This window comes from Enterococcus sp. DIV1375a, from assembly GCF_051712205.1.
Lineage (GTDB): Bacteria > Bacillota > Bacilli > Lactobacillales > Enterococcaceae > Enterococcus > Enterococcus faecalis.
Window position 1 is genome coordinate 1903802 of the sequence record NZ_JBIOOM010000001.1, and the last position, 15611, is coordinate 1919412.

Sequence of the window (15611 nt, forward strand, 5' to 3'; positions counted from 1 at the left end):
AAAAAAACGTCAATATCATTAAAATCAAATAACTTTTTTGTTATATTTGTTATATCTACTTTCAAAAAAACATGTTTCTTTTGCGACACTTTTTGTGCTAGAATGTTTTTACGGAGGTGATTTTTTTGAAAGAGAATTTTTTAAAGCAAAAACGGATGGAGAAAAATCTTACATTAGAACAAGTTGGAAATTTTGTTGGTGTTGGAAAAAGTACCGTCAGGAAATGGGAAACTGGAATGATTGAAAATATGGGGAGGGATAAAATTGTCGCCTTATCTAAAGTTTTAGATGTATCACCTCTTGAAATCTTAGGTATTCCTGAAACGGAAGAAACGCCATTTGTTGTCCCGACCAATATTATGAATGTTTACAAACAATTGACAACTGAAAATCAAGAAGCAGTCTATCGATATGCTCAAAAGAAATTAACAGAACAAAATTACTTTTAATATTTATTTTAAATAGATGAATGTTAGACTTTTTAGTCAACGTTAAACAAAAAAAGCTTATCCTTCCGGATAAGCTTTTTATTAGATTGACTGTTGGCCAAAATACTGACGCCATTTAGTTTTCATGGCTGTCGTCATCGGCAACGCTGCTTCTTTCACAGCACAATATTTGTCAACAAAGGTTACAATGTAACTTTCTTTGTATTTTGGTGGTGCAATAGTTGCGCCCCACATATGTTTAATAATAATGTCTCGCTCTAAATCAGACAACTCTGTAATTTTTTCAGCATTTTTGGCTGCAATTCGTGGATGAACATAGGCATGAGAGCCTTCGTCAAACTTTGTTGTGCGCCAATCATAGTAAAACAAATCATGTAATAATCCAGCACGAGCTGTTGCACGAGCATTGCCGTTCCAACGCTTTGCTAATTTATAGCTATGATAGGAAACACTAATTGAATGTTCTAAACGAGTTGAATGCATATGTTGTGTGTATTCTGCTAATTTTTGGACTTCTTCGGTTGCTAATAAATCTTCTACATAAGAAAGATATTCTTCGTCTTCACGCCATTTTTCTGTCATATAATTGGGTGCCACCTTTTCTAATCCTTTTATAACTTGACTCGAGTATAGCACCCCAGCTATTTAATTACTATGAATTTCTCAATCTGTAACTTAACTTTAATATTTGCTTAATAAGTTTAGCGTTCAACGCAGTAAAATTTTCACAAAAACTTCTACATTTCTTCTGGTGCATGTAACCCTAGTAAACGTAAATCTTCTTTTAGAACAGTAGCTACTGCATAAACTAACGCTAAGCGTGCCTCTTTTTGATCATCTTCATCCAAAATCCGAACATGGGCATAATATTTATTGAACGCTTGTGCTAAATGAATGCTATGTTTCGCAATAACAGATGGTTCATATTTTTCAGCAGCTTGCATCACAGTTTCAGGGAATTTTTGTAACAACTTCACGACTTCCCAGCTATCCTTGTCATTTAGTGCATAACGTTGTGTGGCGTCTGGTGTAAAGTTTGCTTTACGTAAAATACTCATCGCACGAGCATGTGTATATTGAACATATGGCCCAGTTTCTCCTTCAAAACGAACAACTTCATCTAATACAAAATCGAAATTATTTAGACGATTATTTTTAAGGTCATGGAAAATAACTGCACCTACACCTACTTGTTTCGCCACTTCTTCACGATTTGCTAAGTCTGGATTTTTCTCGTTAATTTGATTTCCTGCTAAAGTAACAGCTTCATTCAATACTTCTTCTAATAAAACAATTTTCCCTTTACGTGTGGATAATTTTTTACCGCCTTGAGTAATTAAACCAAACGGAATGTGTTCCATATCATCTGACCATTCAAATCCTAGTTCTTTCAAGACTGCTTTTAATTGTTTGAAGTGATTGCTTTGTTCGTTGCCGACTACATAAAGTGATTTGGCAAAATCATACGTCCGTTTACGGTAAAGCGCAGCAGCTAAATCCCGTGTGATATATAAGGTCGCACCATCTGATTTACGAATAAGTGCTGGATTTAAATTATATTCTGTCAAATCAACAATTTCTGCGCCTTGATTTTCTGTTAATAAATGTTTTTCTTCTAATAAAGTAACAATTTCATCCATTTTATCATTATAAAAGGCTTCGCCATTATAAGAATCAAATTCAACTTCTAACATGGAATAGATTTTATCAAATTCTTTTAGAGACTCGCTACGGAACCATTTCCATAATTCATTAGCTTCTTGGTCTCCTTCTTCTAATTTTTTAAACCAAGCACGTGCTTCGTCCTCTAATTCTGGTTTTTCTTCTGCTTCTTCATGAAATTGCACATATAAGCGCAATAATTCATTAATTGGTTGTTGGCGGACTGCTTCTTCAGAACCCCATTTTTTATAAGCTACAATTAACTTACCAAACTGTGTACCCCAGTCACCTAAATGGTTAATCCGAATTGGCTGATACCCAATTTTTTCTAAAATAAAGGCAATTGAATTCCCGATTACCGTAGAACGTAAGTGCCCCATAGAAATTGGTTTAGCAATGTTTGGTGAAGACATATCAATAGGAACATTGCCATTATTACCAAAGGTACTGTTTCCGTAGTTGTTTTTTTCTTTGACTACTGCGCCAATGACAGCTTGACTGACTGCTTCTTTATTCATGAAAAAGTTTAAATAAGGTCCTACCACTTCAATTTTTTCAAAATTTGTGCCATCAATTTTTTCTGCTAATTCTGCTGCAATTTGTTGTGGTGCTTTACGATAAATTTTAGCTAATGAAAAGGCTGGAAAAGCCACATCTCCATGATCAACAGATTTAGGATTTTCCAATAATTGTTCGATTTGATCCATCGTTAATTCTTCATTTAAAACATCATGTAACGCTTTTGCTACGATTTCTTTGTTGTTCATAAGAACCCTCCTGATTAATTTGTAAGTATAAAAAAACAAAAACGTCTCTGACAAAACAAAATATTTTGTTTTGTCAGAGACGAGAATTTACCCGCGGTACCACTCTAATTGTCTATACTACTTGGATAGACCTGCTTCATCGATAACGGTGATTGCCGTCTGCTTTCAGCAGAATTCTAAAAGTGCGCTTCCTCATTCCGATCACTCTTGGCTCCCACCTTCCCAAGATCGCTAAGCTGATGTTGAAATAAGTACTCTCTTTATCATCGAATGTCATTGTTAAACTGGCTTCATTATAGCAAATTTTTGTCTAGCTGGCTAGCCTTCTTCACTAATTGTCATAAAACTAACGCCAGGTTCTGCATTTAAGTTATACGAAGCAAAATGATTCTTTTCAGCTTCGATAAAAGCGGCAGCGCCAATCATCGCCGCGTTATCCCCACAAAGTTTTAATGGCGGAATAAGTAATGTTACTGTTGGCAATTGTTCACTGATTACATGTCTCATTGCTTCTCGTAATCCTTGATTCGCAGCAACGCCCCCAGCAATTAGCAATTGCTTAACAGGATATTCTTGACAAGCACGAATGGTTTTAGTCACTAATACTTCTACCACACTAGCCTGAAAACTTGCGGCTAAATCCTTTGTAGACAGTGCTTCACCACGTTGTTCTGCATTATGAACCGTGTTAATAAACGCACTTTTCAAACCACTAAAGCTAAAGTCATAGTTATCCTCTTTTAGCATCGCCCGTGGAAATTGATAGGTATCTGTGCCTTCATGGGCCAAAGCATCAATCTCTTTGCCACTAGGATAAGGCAACCCTAACACCCGTCCGACTTTATCATACGCTTCACCAGCTGCATCATCACGTGTTTCACCAACAATTTCGAAAGAGCCATCTTCTTTCATGTAGACCAATTCCGTATGTCCCCCACTAACAAGTAAGGCCATCAATGGAAATTCGAGCGGTGCCACAAAACGGGCAGCATAAATGTGCCCAGCCATATGATTGACTGGAATAAGTGGTAATTGGTGCGCCCAAGCAAATGCTTTTGCTGCAGAAAGTCCTATTAATAAAGCACCGACTAACCCAGGCCCATAGGTCACAGCAACGCCACTGAGTTCTTCTGGTGTGACTTTTGCTTCTGTTAATGCTTCTTCAATACAGATCGTCACTTGTTCAACATGATGACGACTCGCAACTTCCGGAACGACTCCACCAAAACGTTGATGGCTCTTAATTTGCGAAGCTACGATATTGGAAAGAATTTTGTCGCCATCTTCAATGACAGCCACACTTGTTTCATCACAGCTACTTTCCACAGCTAATAATAATTTACGTTCTTTTGTAAAAATTGTCATTGGGCTTCCTTCCTTAATTTCGCACACATTACAAAGGCATTTTCTTGCGGTTCTTTATAATAATTTTTTCGAACAGCTACTTTCCGAAATCCTGTTTTCTCATAAAGTTTTTGAGCTAATGTATTCGATTCTCTGACCTCTAAGAAAATTTGTGTAATGTCACGACTTTTAACATATTCTTTAAAAGCTTTCATTAATTGACAACCAATTCCTCGGTGTTGTTTCTGACTATTCACAACAACGTGACTAATTTCTGCTTCATCTAAAATAAAATGATAGGCAATATAACCTAACCACTGGCCATTTTCAACTAAAAAAAGATATTCGCTATTTTCCTGAGCAAAATCTTCCGCGAATTGTGTTTCTGTCCAAGGGGAGCCAGTTGTATAAGAAGAATTACTAAAACGCCATAATTCTTCACCAATATTTGCTACAGATATTTCTTTTTTTGTTACTAACATTTTTTCTTCACTCTTCTTTTAAATCAATTATCATTTCTAGTGCGTCTTCATTATTTTCGTCATAATAGCCTTTTTTCACCGTTTGTGAGGCAAAGCCAATTTTTCGATATAAACGTTGGGCTTTAACATTACTCATTCGTACTTCTAGCGATAAGGTTTCACAACGATTTTTCTTGGCAAAAATTCGCGTTTCTTCTATTAAAGAACGACCTAAACCTAAGCCTTGGTATTCTGTGTGAACAGCAACATTCGTAATGTGTGCATCCGTTCCTTGAATCCGACAACCAATAAAGCCAACTGTTTTTCCGTTAATTGCCGCTAACAAATAGAGATGCGGCGCTTTTGAGCCAAGTTCTGCCATGAAAGCAGACATCGTCCAAGGAAGTTTCCCAGCATAAACTTCACGTTCAATTGCTAGTAAATCCTTAATATCTTGGTAGGTGATTTCACGCAATTGAAATTCTTGCTGGTTCATTGCAATGGTTTTAGTTATATACCGTTGCCGTCTTTTTGTAAAGTATTTTGTCACAAAATTAAAGTTTTTCCACATAGCTTTCTCCATTAGGCGTGTGTGTCTTCAACCAATTTTCTTCCGCTTCTACTTTTTTCAAATATGCAGGTAAGAACCCATGAACATTTTCAACAGGTTCAGCCACACTACCTAACGCAGCCAAAACTGCAGCATTAGGAATTTGCCATTGCGGGACATCACAAATTTCCCCATGAGGAATGATTTGAGCTATTTCTTCAGTGAATTTTTCAACATCTTCACCAACAAAAAAAAGATTTGGTTCATTTTTTAGTTGTTCTAATAACTCCCGCAATGAAATATGTTGGTCCGGTAACTCATTTTGCCACACGCCATCGACAAACCGATAAGCACCAGCATAGACGTTTTTACGACGCGCATCAAAAAGAGGCACAACTAAACCGGTTTGCCCAACACAATTGGCAGCTAACGTTTGTAGACTGGAAATGCCTACTAGCTCTTTCTTTAAAGTATAGGCCAATGTTTTGGCAGTCGTCACGCCTAAACGTAAGCCAGTGTATGATCCAGGTCCTTCTGCTACGACAAAACGATCAATTGCCGTTGGCGCCAAGTTCAATTGACTCATCAAATAGTCAATTGCCGGCATTAATGTTAAGCTATGATTTCTTTTAACCGTTGCTGTATAACTTCCCAGAATTTTTTGATTTTCACACACAGCAATACTCAATGTTTGGTTAGATGTATCTATTGCTAAAATTCGCACACGAATCCCTTTCCTTCTACAATTTAGTCGCTTCATTGTAGCACATTTTCCTTTTTCTAAAAAGGGAAAACGAGGTTTCTTTTTACAGAAACCTCGTTTCGTTCATTTTCTCTTTCTATTTAATGGTTGCTTCTAAGTAATCAATTAATGGTTTACTGATATCTGTTGCAGAACCATTTTCTCCTGAATTTTCAACCATAATCATTGTTAAGAATTTATTGTTACTACGATCTAACGTTAGAAGGAAGCTGTTTTCTTTGCCATCTGTATCTTGTTTATCTTTTATTTCAGCTGTTCCTGTTTTAGCAGCCAATGAGAAGTTCGGATTGTACATATTATAAACATAACCTGAAGGATCTTCCACACTACCTAAAAGATCTGTGGCAATTGTATTCGCTGCGTTGGCGCTGATTACATTGTCTTTTTTCTTCGTTTCTTTGTCTAAAACTAATTTTGGATAGACTAATGTTCCATTATTTTGGAAAACACTATACATGGTAGCTTGCTGGATTGGCGAAATTAACAATTGGCCTTGGCCGTAGCCCGTATCTGCTAAAAGAATTTCAGAATTAAATTTATCTTCATTTGAAATTTGAGCAGGCGTCATGGCAATTGGTAAATCTAGTTCCTCACCGAAAATGAATTTATTAAGACCTGCTCTAAATTTGTCTTCCCCCATCCGTAATGTTTGTTGGGCAAAATAAATATTATCTGAATTAACTAAAGCGGTACGCAGATTGACTGGACTTGCTTCTTTTACACGTGTTGCAAAATAGCCGCCCCAAGATTTATCTTTTTGCCATTTCAAGCCATTAATTTCTAGCTCTTCATCTGGCTTCAATGTCCCTGCATCTAAACCAATGGCACCGGTAATTGTTTTAAAGGTAGAGCCTGGTGCATAGCCTGTCGCAAAACGTGCTGTGAATGGTAAATCTTTGTTGTTATTGTAAGCATCATATTCTTTTTGAGAAATACCATTGGCCATTTTATTAGGATCATACGAAGGTGAACTAACCGTTGCTAATAAATCGCCTTTTTGAGGATCGGTAATGACCGCACTACCAGGACGTTTGTCAAATATAGCGAAGGCTTGTTGTTGTACGCCACTGTCAATCGTTAATTTAATCGTTTGACCATCTTTTTTCTCTTTGGTTTGTAAAGCTTTTTTGACATTCTCTTTGTCATCTAAAATAACTAGTGAGCCACCATCTTGCCCTCTTAACTCTTTATCAAACGCTCGTTCTAAGCCAGTTTTACCAATTACACCCGTACTACTTAACTCTGGATTTTTTTCAATATCTTCTGCAGTAATGGTGCCCGTATACCCGATTAATTGCGCAGCTGCTTCCCCCAGTGGATAATAACGTGACTCTGTATCTTTTGTCGCAGCCCCTGTTGGTAATTCTGTCACTGGTTCAGAAGCAACTGTGATTGGTACAAAGGAGTCTGCTTGGACCCACCCTTGGCTTAACTTTTGATTGATTTCATCAACAGAAACGCCGAACTTATCACTAAAAGCTTTGATATTGGCTGTTTTTTCTGCGCCAGAACCGAGTTTGCCAGGCACTACGCCCACTTCGTCAAACACTTTGTTAATTGCTAGCCCACTACCATTACGATCGACAATTTCTCCACGTTTGGCATTATCTACTTGAATCGAAATTTTATCATTTCCTGACATATCTGGAAAAATTAAAGACGGCTTCCAAGCGATTTGGTAGGTATCGCCTTTTTTGGCGATACTTGATTGATAAGACAGATCTTTCATTTCGCCTAAAGGAGTGCTCATCGATAATTTATAGGTAAATGTGTATTGATTGTCTTTCGCCTTTTTGACTTGGACATCACTAGCTTTGACTCCTTCTGCTTGAATCCCTGAATAAATTGCTTGGTATTTTTCAACAACAGATTTAGTATCATAGCCATTTTTCTTTAAGCTAGCTTCTTGAACAACGGACGGTAACTTATCAAATTCCTGTTTTGACAATACATTTAAAAATGTATTAGCTGTTTTCTTCGCTTCGGCTAATTCTTGTTTGGCTTGCCATTGACTATAAGCATAATACCCGCCACCGGCAGCAGCGATTAGAACCAAGGCAGAAACACCAAGAATAAGTGGTTTTTTTGAAGATTTTTTATTACGATTGCTTCGTTCCATTCAATAATCCCCTAACTATATAATATGTCTTTTCTTCTATTATACGTAACTTTTTTTAAAATGCTTGTGTTTCACCTATACTTTTTTTAATTTCTTAATAAAGTTTGATCAATTTTTTCCATTTCATCAGGCTTTCGTTGGATTTCTCTGCATTCATTGTGTGGTATACTAGCTGTAACAATTAGTTTTTTATTAGGAGGAATGAACATGGGACTTATTAAAGCAGCAACAAGTTCAGTTGGCGGTGGCTTGGCCGATCAATGGCTAGAGGTTATTGAACCTGATAATATGGGGGACACAACCGTCATGACAAAAGGTGTTTTTGTGCGTAAAGATGATAAACGTGGTTCTAATCGTAAAGGAACGGACGATGTTTTAACAGATGGTTCTGTTGTACATGTCTATCCCAACATGATGATGCTTCTTGTCGATGGGGGCAAAATCATCGATTACACTGCTGAAGAAGGCTATTATACAGTCAAAAATGATTCTGCGCCTTCAATGTTTAACGGTTCTTTAAAAGATGCGATTGCAGAGACCTTCAGTCGTTTCAAATTTGGTGGCGTAACTCCACAAAAACAACAAGTTTTTTATATTAACTTGCAAGAAATTAAAGGCATTAAATTTGGAACACCTGCGCCATTAAACTATTTTGATAATTTTTATAATGCCGAACTTTTCTTACGTGCACACGGAAATTACTCAATTAAAATTACAGATCCTTTACTATTTTATACTAATGCGATTCCTAAAAACCAAACGCAAGTAGATATTAATGATATTAATGAACAATATTTGGCAGAGTTCATTACAGCATTGCAAGCAGCAATCAATCAAATGTCTGCTGATGGGCAACGTATTTCTTATGTTCCCTCAAAAAGTGTTGAATTAAGCAAATATATGCAAACTGCACTTGATGAGGATTGGCGCACCAATCGCGGCATGGAAATTGTTTCTGTAGCAGTTGCGAGCATTTCTTATACAGATGATTCAACAAAATTAATCAACATGCGAAATGAAGGAGCTATGCTCAGCGATCCAGGTGTTCGCGAAGGCTATGTTCAAGGTTCCTTGGCTCGTGGTATGGAGGCTGCTGGTAAAAATGAAGGTGGCGCTATGAGCGGCTTTATGGGCGTTGGTATGGGCATGAATGCGAATGGCAACTACTTTGCACAAGCGTCTCAAACAAACCAACAACAAATGCAAGAAAAACAAAACCAGCAAAACGCACAAGGGTCTACAGACACTTGGACTTGCCCACAATGTGGGACTGAAAACACTGGGAAGTTTTGTTCAAACTGTGGTACACCAAAACCAACAAACGAGAAGCCAAAATTAGAAATGAAATGTAGTGAATGTAGCGAAATTGTTGACTTAAGTAATGGTATTCCTAAGTTCTGTCCACATTGTGGTAAACCATTCCAAGAGGTTCCTTTATAAGCAAGTAGTGAACAATTAAAGAAAAGGGTCAGGCACAAGTCTACCCTTTTTCTTTGAATCAGATTCCTGTTATTTACTCACTCTATTAGAAAGGACGGTAGCAATGGAAACAACATTTACCCATAAATGCCCCAACTGTGGCGGCCCGCTCTTATTTAATCCCAAAGATCAAAAATTTCATTGTGAATATTGTTTAAATATTTACACGGAAGAAGAAGTGACTCGTTATGAGCAACAGCAACATGAGGCACATTTAGAGAATCCCTCAACAACGACCGCCGAGGAAAATTTGACATTCACAGCGGAAGAAGAATCCTCCGCCACGCAACAAACAGAGACCACTGAGAATGAAACAACTGCCGATGCAGGCACAATGGAAATTTTTAATTGTCCAAGCTGTGGCGCTCAAATTGTCACCGATGCAACAACAGCAGCCACATACTGTTATTATTGCCATAATCCAGTTGTCTTGGCTGGTCGATTAAGTGGCGAATTTTTACCAGAAAACGTCTTACCCTTTACAATTGAAAAAGACGAAGCGATTGAAAAATTTCTCGCTTGGACCAAGAAAAAATGGTTCATTCCCCGAGATTTTTTCAGCAAAAATCAAATTGATAAATTAACTGGGGTTTACTTCCCCTATTGGGTCGTTGATGCAGAAGTCGATGGACAACTCCAAGCTACTGGCACAAGTATTCGCATTTGGTGCGTAGGTGATATTGAATACACCGAAACAAAACGTTTCAATGTGGGACGTTCAGGAAAATTATCGTTTAAAGAATTAGTTAAAAATGCCTTGTCAAAAAACGTCCAACAAAAAATGGTGGAAGGCGTTCAACCATTTTTAATTGATCAAGCAGTGCCTTTCAAAAGCCAATACCTAGCAGGTTTTCAAGCAGAAAAACGCGATATTGAATATGAAGCAATCAAAAAACACGTCCAACAAGAATTACAAGATTATTCGGAATCATTGTTACGGGACTCTGCTTCTGGTTATACTACGTTGACAAATGTTCGCACGGATATTTCTCTAAACCAAGAAAATAATCACTATATGCTTTTACCAATTTGGTTAGTCACCTATCGCAGTCAGGAACAATCAAAAAAGGTTTATTATTACGCCATGAATGGACAAACAGGTAAAGTAAGCGGTGTACTTCCAATTAGTTACACTCGTTTAGGGCTAGCAACGTTAGGCATTTTTGCTGGACTCTTAGCACTCTTTTTATTAGGAGGTTATTTCCTATGAAAAAACGACTTTTACCTATTTTTTTCCTAATACTTCTTGCCTTTGGCCTTGCCCTACCCGTTTCGGCGGCTGAAAATTCAATTGATGATGGTGCACAATTACTGACACCTGATCAAATCAACCAACTAAAACAAGAGATACAACCTTTAGAAGAAAAGACCAAAGCCTCTGTCTTTATTGTGACCACAAATAATAATACTTATGGTGATGAACAAGACTATGCAGATCATTATCTTTTAAATAAAGTTGGTAAGGATCAAAATGCGATTCTTTTTCTCATTGATATGGACTTACGGAAAGTCTACATCTCTACTTCTGGAAACATGATTGATTATATGACGGATGCACGAATTGATGATACCTTAGATAAAGTAATGGATGGAATGAGTCAAGGAAATTATTTTGCGGCTGCTCAAACCTTTGTTCAGGAAACTCAAGCATTTGTTGATAAAGGGATTCCTGGGGGTCACTATCGTGTGGACAGCGAAACAGGTAAAATCACTCGTTATAAAGTCATTACCCCGCTGGAAATGGTAATTGCTTTTGCTGCTGCGCTGATACTCAGCTTGGTCTTCTTAGGCATCAATATTTCTAAATATCAATTAAAATTTTCAAGTTATCAATATCCTTTTAGGGAAAAAACAACGTTAAAATTAACCTCCCGCACAGATCAGTTAACCAACTCTTTCATCACTACTCGTCGTATTCCTAAAAACAATGGCGGCAGTGGCGGAATGGGCGGTGGTGGCAGCACCACCCACTCAACTGGCGGCGGCACATTCGGTGGCGGCGGTCGAAGTTTTTAGATTTTTTATCTTTTTTCATTATTTCATAAAAATAATGGTGTTATTTTTATGGAATAATGATAAAATAAGTATACTGTGGTGTGTTATTTTTACACAGGACGGTATACTTATTTTCATTTAAACTAAGTGATTTGTAGTCCAAAGTTATTTAATTGGGGATTGTTTTCAACTATTTAGTAAGCGCTACAAATCATTAACTAAACTATGGGAGGTAAAGTGAAAATGAAAAAATTTTCTATGTTAGGATTAGTTTTAATTAGTACTCTGATTTTAGGTGCATGTGGTTCTGGAACAAACAACACTAATAAAACTAAAAAAACTTCAAGTACTGCTACCGCAACAACTGAAACAAAAGCTAAAGAAGATAAAGGGACTTATAAAGATCGAACATTGACTGTTCCTGATGGTATATTAAAAATCACCGAATTCCAAAAAGGTACAAGTTTCGATGGTAAACCAATCTTTTATGTACTATTTGATTTGACGAATAACACTAAGGAAGCACAAGATGTACAAATGTTATACTCTAGCTTTGTTAGCGTATCACAAAATACCGGCGATACAACAGAAGATTTAACTTATGGAATTGTTAATGATTCTCCGATTAAAGATAGAATTGACATGTTAAATAAAAAAGTTAATCCTGGCGCAACTGTCCAAGCAGCATACCCTTATGAATTTGCTGATGAAACAAAACCTGTAACTTTTACTTTCAGAGACAGTATGTTCAGCATGGGAGATCCTATCGCTGTTGAAGAAATTACAATTAAATAGTCTGTAAGCAAGTAGGCACTTAGTTCTACTTGCTTTTTTGGTTTGTTCTTCATAGAGTTGAATGGTAAAATTAATTTATCTTAACCAAAAGGAGTCATCCCATGAAAAGTATGTGCGAACTGTGTGATCTAAATCCTGGTAAAATCATCACCTTTGATAATCACGGTATCTGTAAACATTGTGCAGAACATTTAGAGTTAAAACCAAAAGAAATTAAAGATCGAACAATGGAAAGTATTATAAAACGTCAAGAAGAAATTATAAAAAAGGATCAAGCAATGCAAGCAAAGGGAAATTTATGTTATCTTTGCGAAGAGGAAACTGGCAAGTACTTTACGAGTGATTTTTATCGCGTAGGAAAAAGCTGTTTAAAAAAACTTAAAGTATCCACTTGGTCCGTTGATAAAAAAAGTTTAGCTGATTTACAACAAATACAAGAGTTAATAAACAAGCAGTCTGAAATCGCAAAAGCAAATGAAAAAAATGCTGAAGTTTATGGAAATCTATGTGCTCTTTGTCAGGATAATAAAGGAAAATATTTAACTTCAGATAATTACCAAATCTGTAAGAAATGTGCAGGTCAACTCGGTGTCCAAGGACAAGGATATACCCAAACTTGGACATTGACGGATTTAAGAAATGTCCAAGAAGACAACCGGCTATTCAATCCTACAACAACTATTGCTGGCTCGATTGAATTCGATGAACCTGAAAAAAAATTTCGACTGGTTGGTTCATCAAAAATTTTGCCAGTAAGCATTATCGCTGATTACAAAATTTTAGAGAAAAAAAATACCCATTTCACCGAAGAAAACGTACCTTATGATCGCGTCAGTAGTGTCTATATTTTGATTAATCTAGATGATTTGCAACGCCCAACCATCACTATTTCCTTTTTAAAGACACTTAGTGAGCAAACCACTGAATTTGATCGTCAATTAGCGATCGATAGAGCCCGTTTCAACGCCGAACGAGCCCTTTCATCATTAGACACTATTGTTCGTCGAATAAAAGAAAAAGAAATACCAACTCCTATAAAGAGTGATGAAAACCAACCGATTGAACCAAAGCTATCTGATTCACAAAAAAACTCACCTAGCGCTATTGAAGACGTAATGGCTGAGTTAAGAAATTTAAAACTGTTAGTTGATGAAGGAATTCTAACAGAAGAAGAATTTCAACAAAAGAAACGGCAATTGCTTCAATTAGATTAATAAAAAAATCCTGAAAAGACTCGTCATCTTTTCAGGATTTTTTTATTCTTGGTATTTTCCCATAATTCTTGATAAGGTATTTCATGGATATCACGAAAATAGGCTACTTCAAACTTTTCAAAATCAGTTGACTGGCAGTTACCTGTTAAAACACCAATTCCCGCTTTACCATGACAAGTTCCCATGAAAACATCCACGAGCGAATCACCTACCATAATTACTTCTGTCGGCTTCAATTGACATGACTGACAAAAGGCTTGGAGCATGGCCGCATCTGGTTTCGGTAAGTAACGATCTCCTGTCGCAATAAAATCAAACATTTCTGTTAAACCAAGATATTCCATAATCAACATAGTCGCTGGCAAAGTATCTGAAGTTGCTAATCCAATTTTATAGTTCTTCCGTTTCAGCTCAAGAAATAACTGTTTTAAATCACCAATTGGTTCAATCTTTTTCAGATTTTTTCGTAAATAATCATAAAAAAATTGCTCCAGCCATCGACTGCTGATTCCCTGTTCGACTAATTCCTCAAATTGCGCCAATTCCTGATAAAGTTCCTGATAAAGGACTTCATCAAGTAAATGTTTTTGCAAAAAACGTTGCTCCTGAATAGCTAATATCTTTTTTATTTCTGCTGAATGATGAGGGGCTAACATACTTAGTGTTTCAAAACAAGCTTTCAAACCTGCTTGACAAAGAGTATCAAAACGAATACACGTACCATCTTTATCAAATAAAATTCCTCGATTTTCCATGAAAGAACACCTCAAAACGTTTTCTTTGCTTCCTATTTGTTTCTTCAAGTATACTAATCATTTATTTGATTTTGATATTCTTTTTGTATCATTTGTGTAAAAAAATATAAAAAAGCAACGAATTGTAGTGAGACCCAAAAGTTAGACCAAAAAATCTAACTTTGGGGGCGCACTACGAATTTAGAAAAATTAGTTGCTTTTTTATTAATCAATCACTTTTTTCACTTTGAATTCTTTTGTTTCAGCAGACGGTTCTGTTTGATCAGCTAATTCAAATAAAATATGGGTACCATTTTCTTCATCTTCAACGATAATCAGTTTTCCTGGAATCTTTCGAGTATCTTTCGCAATTTGGGCTTCTTTAATTAATTCTTTTTGATCTCTTTTTGAAGCAAGGGCATTTCCTAAATTAAAAAAGACAGTTTCTTCCATAATTAACCACTCACTTTCTCTACTTTTCTTAAGTCAATTATAGCATATCGCTAGAAAAAGTGGCAGCTTGTGTCCTTTTACTTTCATTTAAGCATCAATAATCAAAGAATAAGCATAAGGACTTTCATAAATTCCTGAAGTATAATAATTGAGCCTCTTTTTAAATAGCGGGCCGTCAATTACCAACGTATGGTACTCCCCGTTTTCTCCGCAAATATCTAATTGATGTTCTTTAAGGTACGTGATAAATGTTTCATCTAACGGTTCTCCTAAAAATTTTATTGGAATGCCTGCCTCTTTGCTGACCGTTTTGATAATTGCTGTGTACCCTTTTGCCAAGAATTCTTTCACAAGTGCTTCGCGATTTTCCTGCCAAAGAGGTAATTGTGGTTTAAGTCCAGCACTTAATGCAACTTGGCGATCCCAAGCACCATTTTGTTCAATATCTATATCGCCAAAACAAACCGTTTCTGCACCTAATTTTTGGGTTTCCTGCAGTGCCTCAACCACTTTTTCTGTGTAATTTGTTTCATTGTTATGTGAGATAACAAGTGGTAAATCTAACGCTTCAGCCGCTGCTTCTAAGACGGAGATTGGTATCCCGTGAAACCAAGAACGATTAATTTCATCACTTAGTGTTGTCACTAACGCTACTGGCTGATTTCCTGCTTGTATCAATCGATCCATCGCCAATAAACAATCTTTACCAGAGCTATAACTTAAACAAAATTTTTTCATAAACGTTCCCTCTTTTCTCTATGACTATACCTCAAAATAATACATCCGTATACATATTTATTATTTAAGTATAACTAATACTGAATAG

16 protein-coding genes and 1 other annotated feature are annotated in these 15611 nt (G+C 36.5%); of the genes, 6 read left to right on the top strand and 10 right to left on the bottom strand.

The window, feature by feature from the left end; translation table 11 throughout:
• The first annotated feature begins 116 nt into the window (after positions 1-116).
• Entirely contained in the window at positions 117-449 is a 333-nt protein-coding gene (locus IGJ63_RS09250) for a helix-turn-helix domain-containing protein (RefSeq protein WP_002382719.1), read from the top strand.
• A gap of 81 nt (positions 450-530) precedes the next feature.
• On the opposite strand, the gene IGJ63_RS09255 is transcribed toward IGJ63_RS09250, so the two are convergent.
• The 7 genes from IGJ63_RS09255 to pbp4 form a co-directional block, all read right to left on the bottom strand.
• Positions 531-1031, bottom strand: coding sequence for an HD domain-containing protein (locus tag IGJ63_RS09255; protein ID WP_002356666.1), 501 nt, complete (start codon positions 1029-1031; stop codon positions 531-533).
• A gap of 155 nt (positions 1032-1186) precedes the next feature.
• Positions 1187-2878, bottom strand: coding sequence for an arginine--tRNA ligase (argS, locus tag IGJ63_RS09260; protein ID WP_438746338.1), 1692 nt, complete (start codon positions 2876-2878; stop codon positions 1187-1189).
• 72 nt (positions 2879-2950) lie between these two features.
• Positions 2951-3154 (bottom strand) — a binding site (T-box leader).
• Positions 3155-3196: 42 nt separating this feature from the next.
• On the bottom strand, positions 3197-4243 hold the full coding sequence (tsaD, locus tag IGJ63_RS09265) for a tRNA (adenosine(37)-N6)-threonylcarbamoyltransferase complex transferase subunit TsaD (protein WP_101731691.1): 1047 nt from the start codon (positions 4241-4243) through the stop codon (positions 3197-3199).
• Entirely contained in the window at positions 4240-4704 is a 465-nt protein-coding gene (rimI, locus tag IGJ63_RS09270) for a ribosomal protein S18-alanine N-acetyltransferase (protein ID WP_101731692.1), read from the bottom strand. The genes tsaD and rimI (IGJ63_RS09270) overlap by 4 nt, the downstream gene beginning before the upstream one ends.
• 7 nt (positions 4705-4711) lie before the next feature.
• The gene (gene rimI, locus IGJ63_RS09275; RefSeq protein ID WP_180758863.1) at positions 4712-5266 is read right to left on the bottom strand and encodes a ribosomal protein S18-alanine N-acetyltransferase; all 555 of its coding nucleotides are present in this window, start codon (positions 5264-5266) and stop codon (positions 4712-4714) included.
• Positions 5238-5957, bottom strand: a complete 720-nt coding sequence (gene tsaB / locus IGJ63_RS09280) for a tRNA (adenosine(37)-N6)-threonylcarbamoyltransferase complex dimerization subunit type 1 TsaB (RefSeq protein WP_002362637.1) — start codon at positions 5955-5957, stop codon at positions 5238-5240. The genes rimI (IGJ63_RS09275) and tsaB overlap by 29 nt, the downstream gene beginning before the upstream one ends.
• Before the next feature lie 115 nt (positions 5958-6072).
• On the bottom strand, positions 6073-8115 hold the full coding sequence (gene pbp4 / locus IGJ63_RS09285; protein ID WP_101731693.1) for a penicillin-binding protein PBP4(5): 2043 nt from the start codon (positions 8113-8115) through the stop codon (positions 6073-6075).
• A gap of 207 nt (positions 8116-8322) precedes the next feature.
• On the opposite strand from pbp4, the gene IGJ63_RS09290 reads away from it, so the two are divergent.
• The 5 genes from IGJ63_RS09290 to IGJ63_RS09310 all read left to right on the top strand — a co-directional run bounded on the left by IGJ63_RS09290 (position 8323) and on the right by IGJ63_RS09310 (position 13598).
• Positions 8323-9555 (top strand): SPFH domain-containing protein, encoded by a 1233-nt coding sequence (locus IGJ63_RS09290; protein WP_101731694.1) that lies wholly within the window; start codon positions 8323-8325, stop codon positions 9553-9555.
• 103 nt (positions 9556-9658) lie between these two features.
• Positions 9659-10804 (top strand): ATP-binding protein, encoded by a 1146-nt coding sequence (locus tag IGJ63_RS09295; RefSeq protein WP_101731695.1) that lies wholly within the window; start codon positions 9659-9661, stop codon positions 10802-10804.
• On the top strand, positions 10801-11610 hold the full coding sequence (locus tag IGJ63_RS09300; protein ID WP_101731696.1) for a TPM domain-containing protein: 810 nt from the start codon (positions 10801-10803) through the stop codon (positions 11608-11610). The genes IGJ63_RS09295 and IGJ63_RS09300 overlap by 4 nt, the downstream gene beginning before the upstream one ends.
• A 222-nt stretch (positions 11611-11832) precedes the next feature.
• A complete protein-coding gene (locus IGJ63_RS09305) occupies positions 11833-12384 on the top strand; it encodes a DUF5067 domain-containing protein (protein WP_257877984.1) in 552 nt (183 codons plus the stop codon).
• A 101-nt stretch (positions 12385-12485) separates the two neighbouring features.
• Positions 12486-13598, top strand: coding sequence for an SHOCT domain-containing protein (locus IGJ63_RS09310; RefSeq protein ID WP_002415882.1), 1113 nt, complete (start codon positions 12486-12488; stop codon positions 13596-13598).
• A 23-nt stretch (positions 13599-13621) separates the two neighbouring features.
• Here IGJ63_RS09310 and IGJ63_RS09315 read toward each other — a convergent pair whose 3' ends face one another.
• From IGJ63_RS09315 to IGJ63_RS09325, 3 genes are all read right to left on the bottom strand, one after another.
• Positions 13622-14353, bottom strand: coding sequence for an HAD family hydrolase (locus tag IGJ63_RS09315; RefSeq protein WP_002382703.1), 732 nt, complete (start codon positions 14351-14353; stop codon positions 13622-13624).
• 204 nt (positions 14354-14557) lie between these two features.
• Positions 14558-14785 carry a hypothetical protein gene (locus tag IGJ63_RS09320; RefSeq protein ID WP_002362220.1) on the bottom strand — a complete coding sequence of 76 codons (228 nt, stop codon included), beginning with the start codon at positions 14783-14785 and terminating at the stop codon, positions 14558-14560.
• 87 nt (positions 14786-14872) lie between these two features.
• Positions 14873-15523 carry a diphthine--ammonia ligase gene (locus tag IGJ63_RS09325; RefSeq protein ID WP_101731698.1) on the bottom strand — a complete coding sequence of 217 codons (651 nt, stop codon included), beginning with the start codon at positions 15521-15523 and terminating at the stop codon, positions 14873-14875.
• Positions 15524-15611: the final 88 nt, after the last annotated feature.

Bases quoted from the DNA above. Each gene is read 5' to 3' on its own strand.
- IGJ63_RS09255 (WP_002356666.1), bottom strand. From the start codon at position 1,031: ATGACAGAAAAATGGCGTGAAGACGAAGAATATCTTTCTTATGTAGAA.
- argS (WP_438746338.1), bottom strand. From the start codon at position 2,878: ATGAACAACAAAGAAATCGTAGCAAAAGCGTTACATGATGTTTTAAAT.
- tsaD (WP_101731691.1), bottom strand. From the start codon at position 4,243: ATGACAATTTTTACAAAAGAACGTAAATTATTATTAGCTGTGGAAAGT.
- rimI (WP_101731692.1), bottom strand. From the start codon at position 4,704: ATGTTAGTAACAAAAAAAGAAATATCTGTAGCAAATATTGGTGAAGAA.
- rimI (WP_180758863.1), bottom strand. From the start codon at position 5,266: ATGGAGAAAGCTATGTGGAAAAACTTTAATTTTGTGACAAAATACTTT.
- pbp4 (WP_101731693.1), bottom strand. From the start codon at position 8,115: ATGGAACGAAGCAATCGTAATAAAAAATCTTCAAAAAAACCACTTATT.
- IGJ63_RS09290 (WP_101731694.1), top strand. From the start codon at position 8,323: ATGGGACTTATTAAAGCAGCAACAAGTTCAGTTGGCGGTGGCTTGGCC.
- IGJ63_RS09295 (WP_101731695.1), top strand. From the start codon at position 9,659: ATGGAAACAACATTTACCCATAAATGCCCCAACTGTGGCGGCCCGCTC.
- IGJ63_RS09300 (WP_101731696.1), top strand. From the start codon at position 10,801: ATGAAAAAACGACTTTTACCTATTTTTTTCCTAATACTTCTTGCCTTT.
- IGJ63_RS09305 (WP_257877984.1), top strand. From the start codon at position 11,833: ATGAAAAAATTTTCTATGTTAGGATTAGTTTTAATTAGTACTCTGATT.
- IGJ63_RS09310 (WP_002415882.1), top strand. From the start codon at position 12,486: ATGAAAAGTATGTGCGAACTGTGTGATCTAAATCCTGGTAAAATCATC.
- IGJ63_RS09315 (WP_002382703.1), bottom strand. From the start codon at position 14,353: ATGGAAAATCGAGGAATTTTATTTGATAAAGATGGTACGTGTATTCGT.
- IGJ63_RS09320 (WP_002362220.1), bottom strand. From the start codon at position 14,785: ATGGAAGAAACTGTCTTTTTTAATTTAGGAAATGCCCTTGCTTCAAAA.
- IGJ63_RS09325 (WP_101731698.1), bottom strand. From the start codon at position 15,523: ATGAAAAAATTTTGTTTAAGTTATAGCTCTGGTAAAGATTGTTTATTG.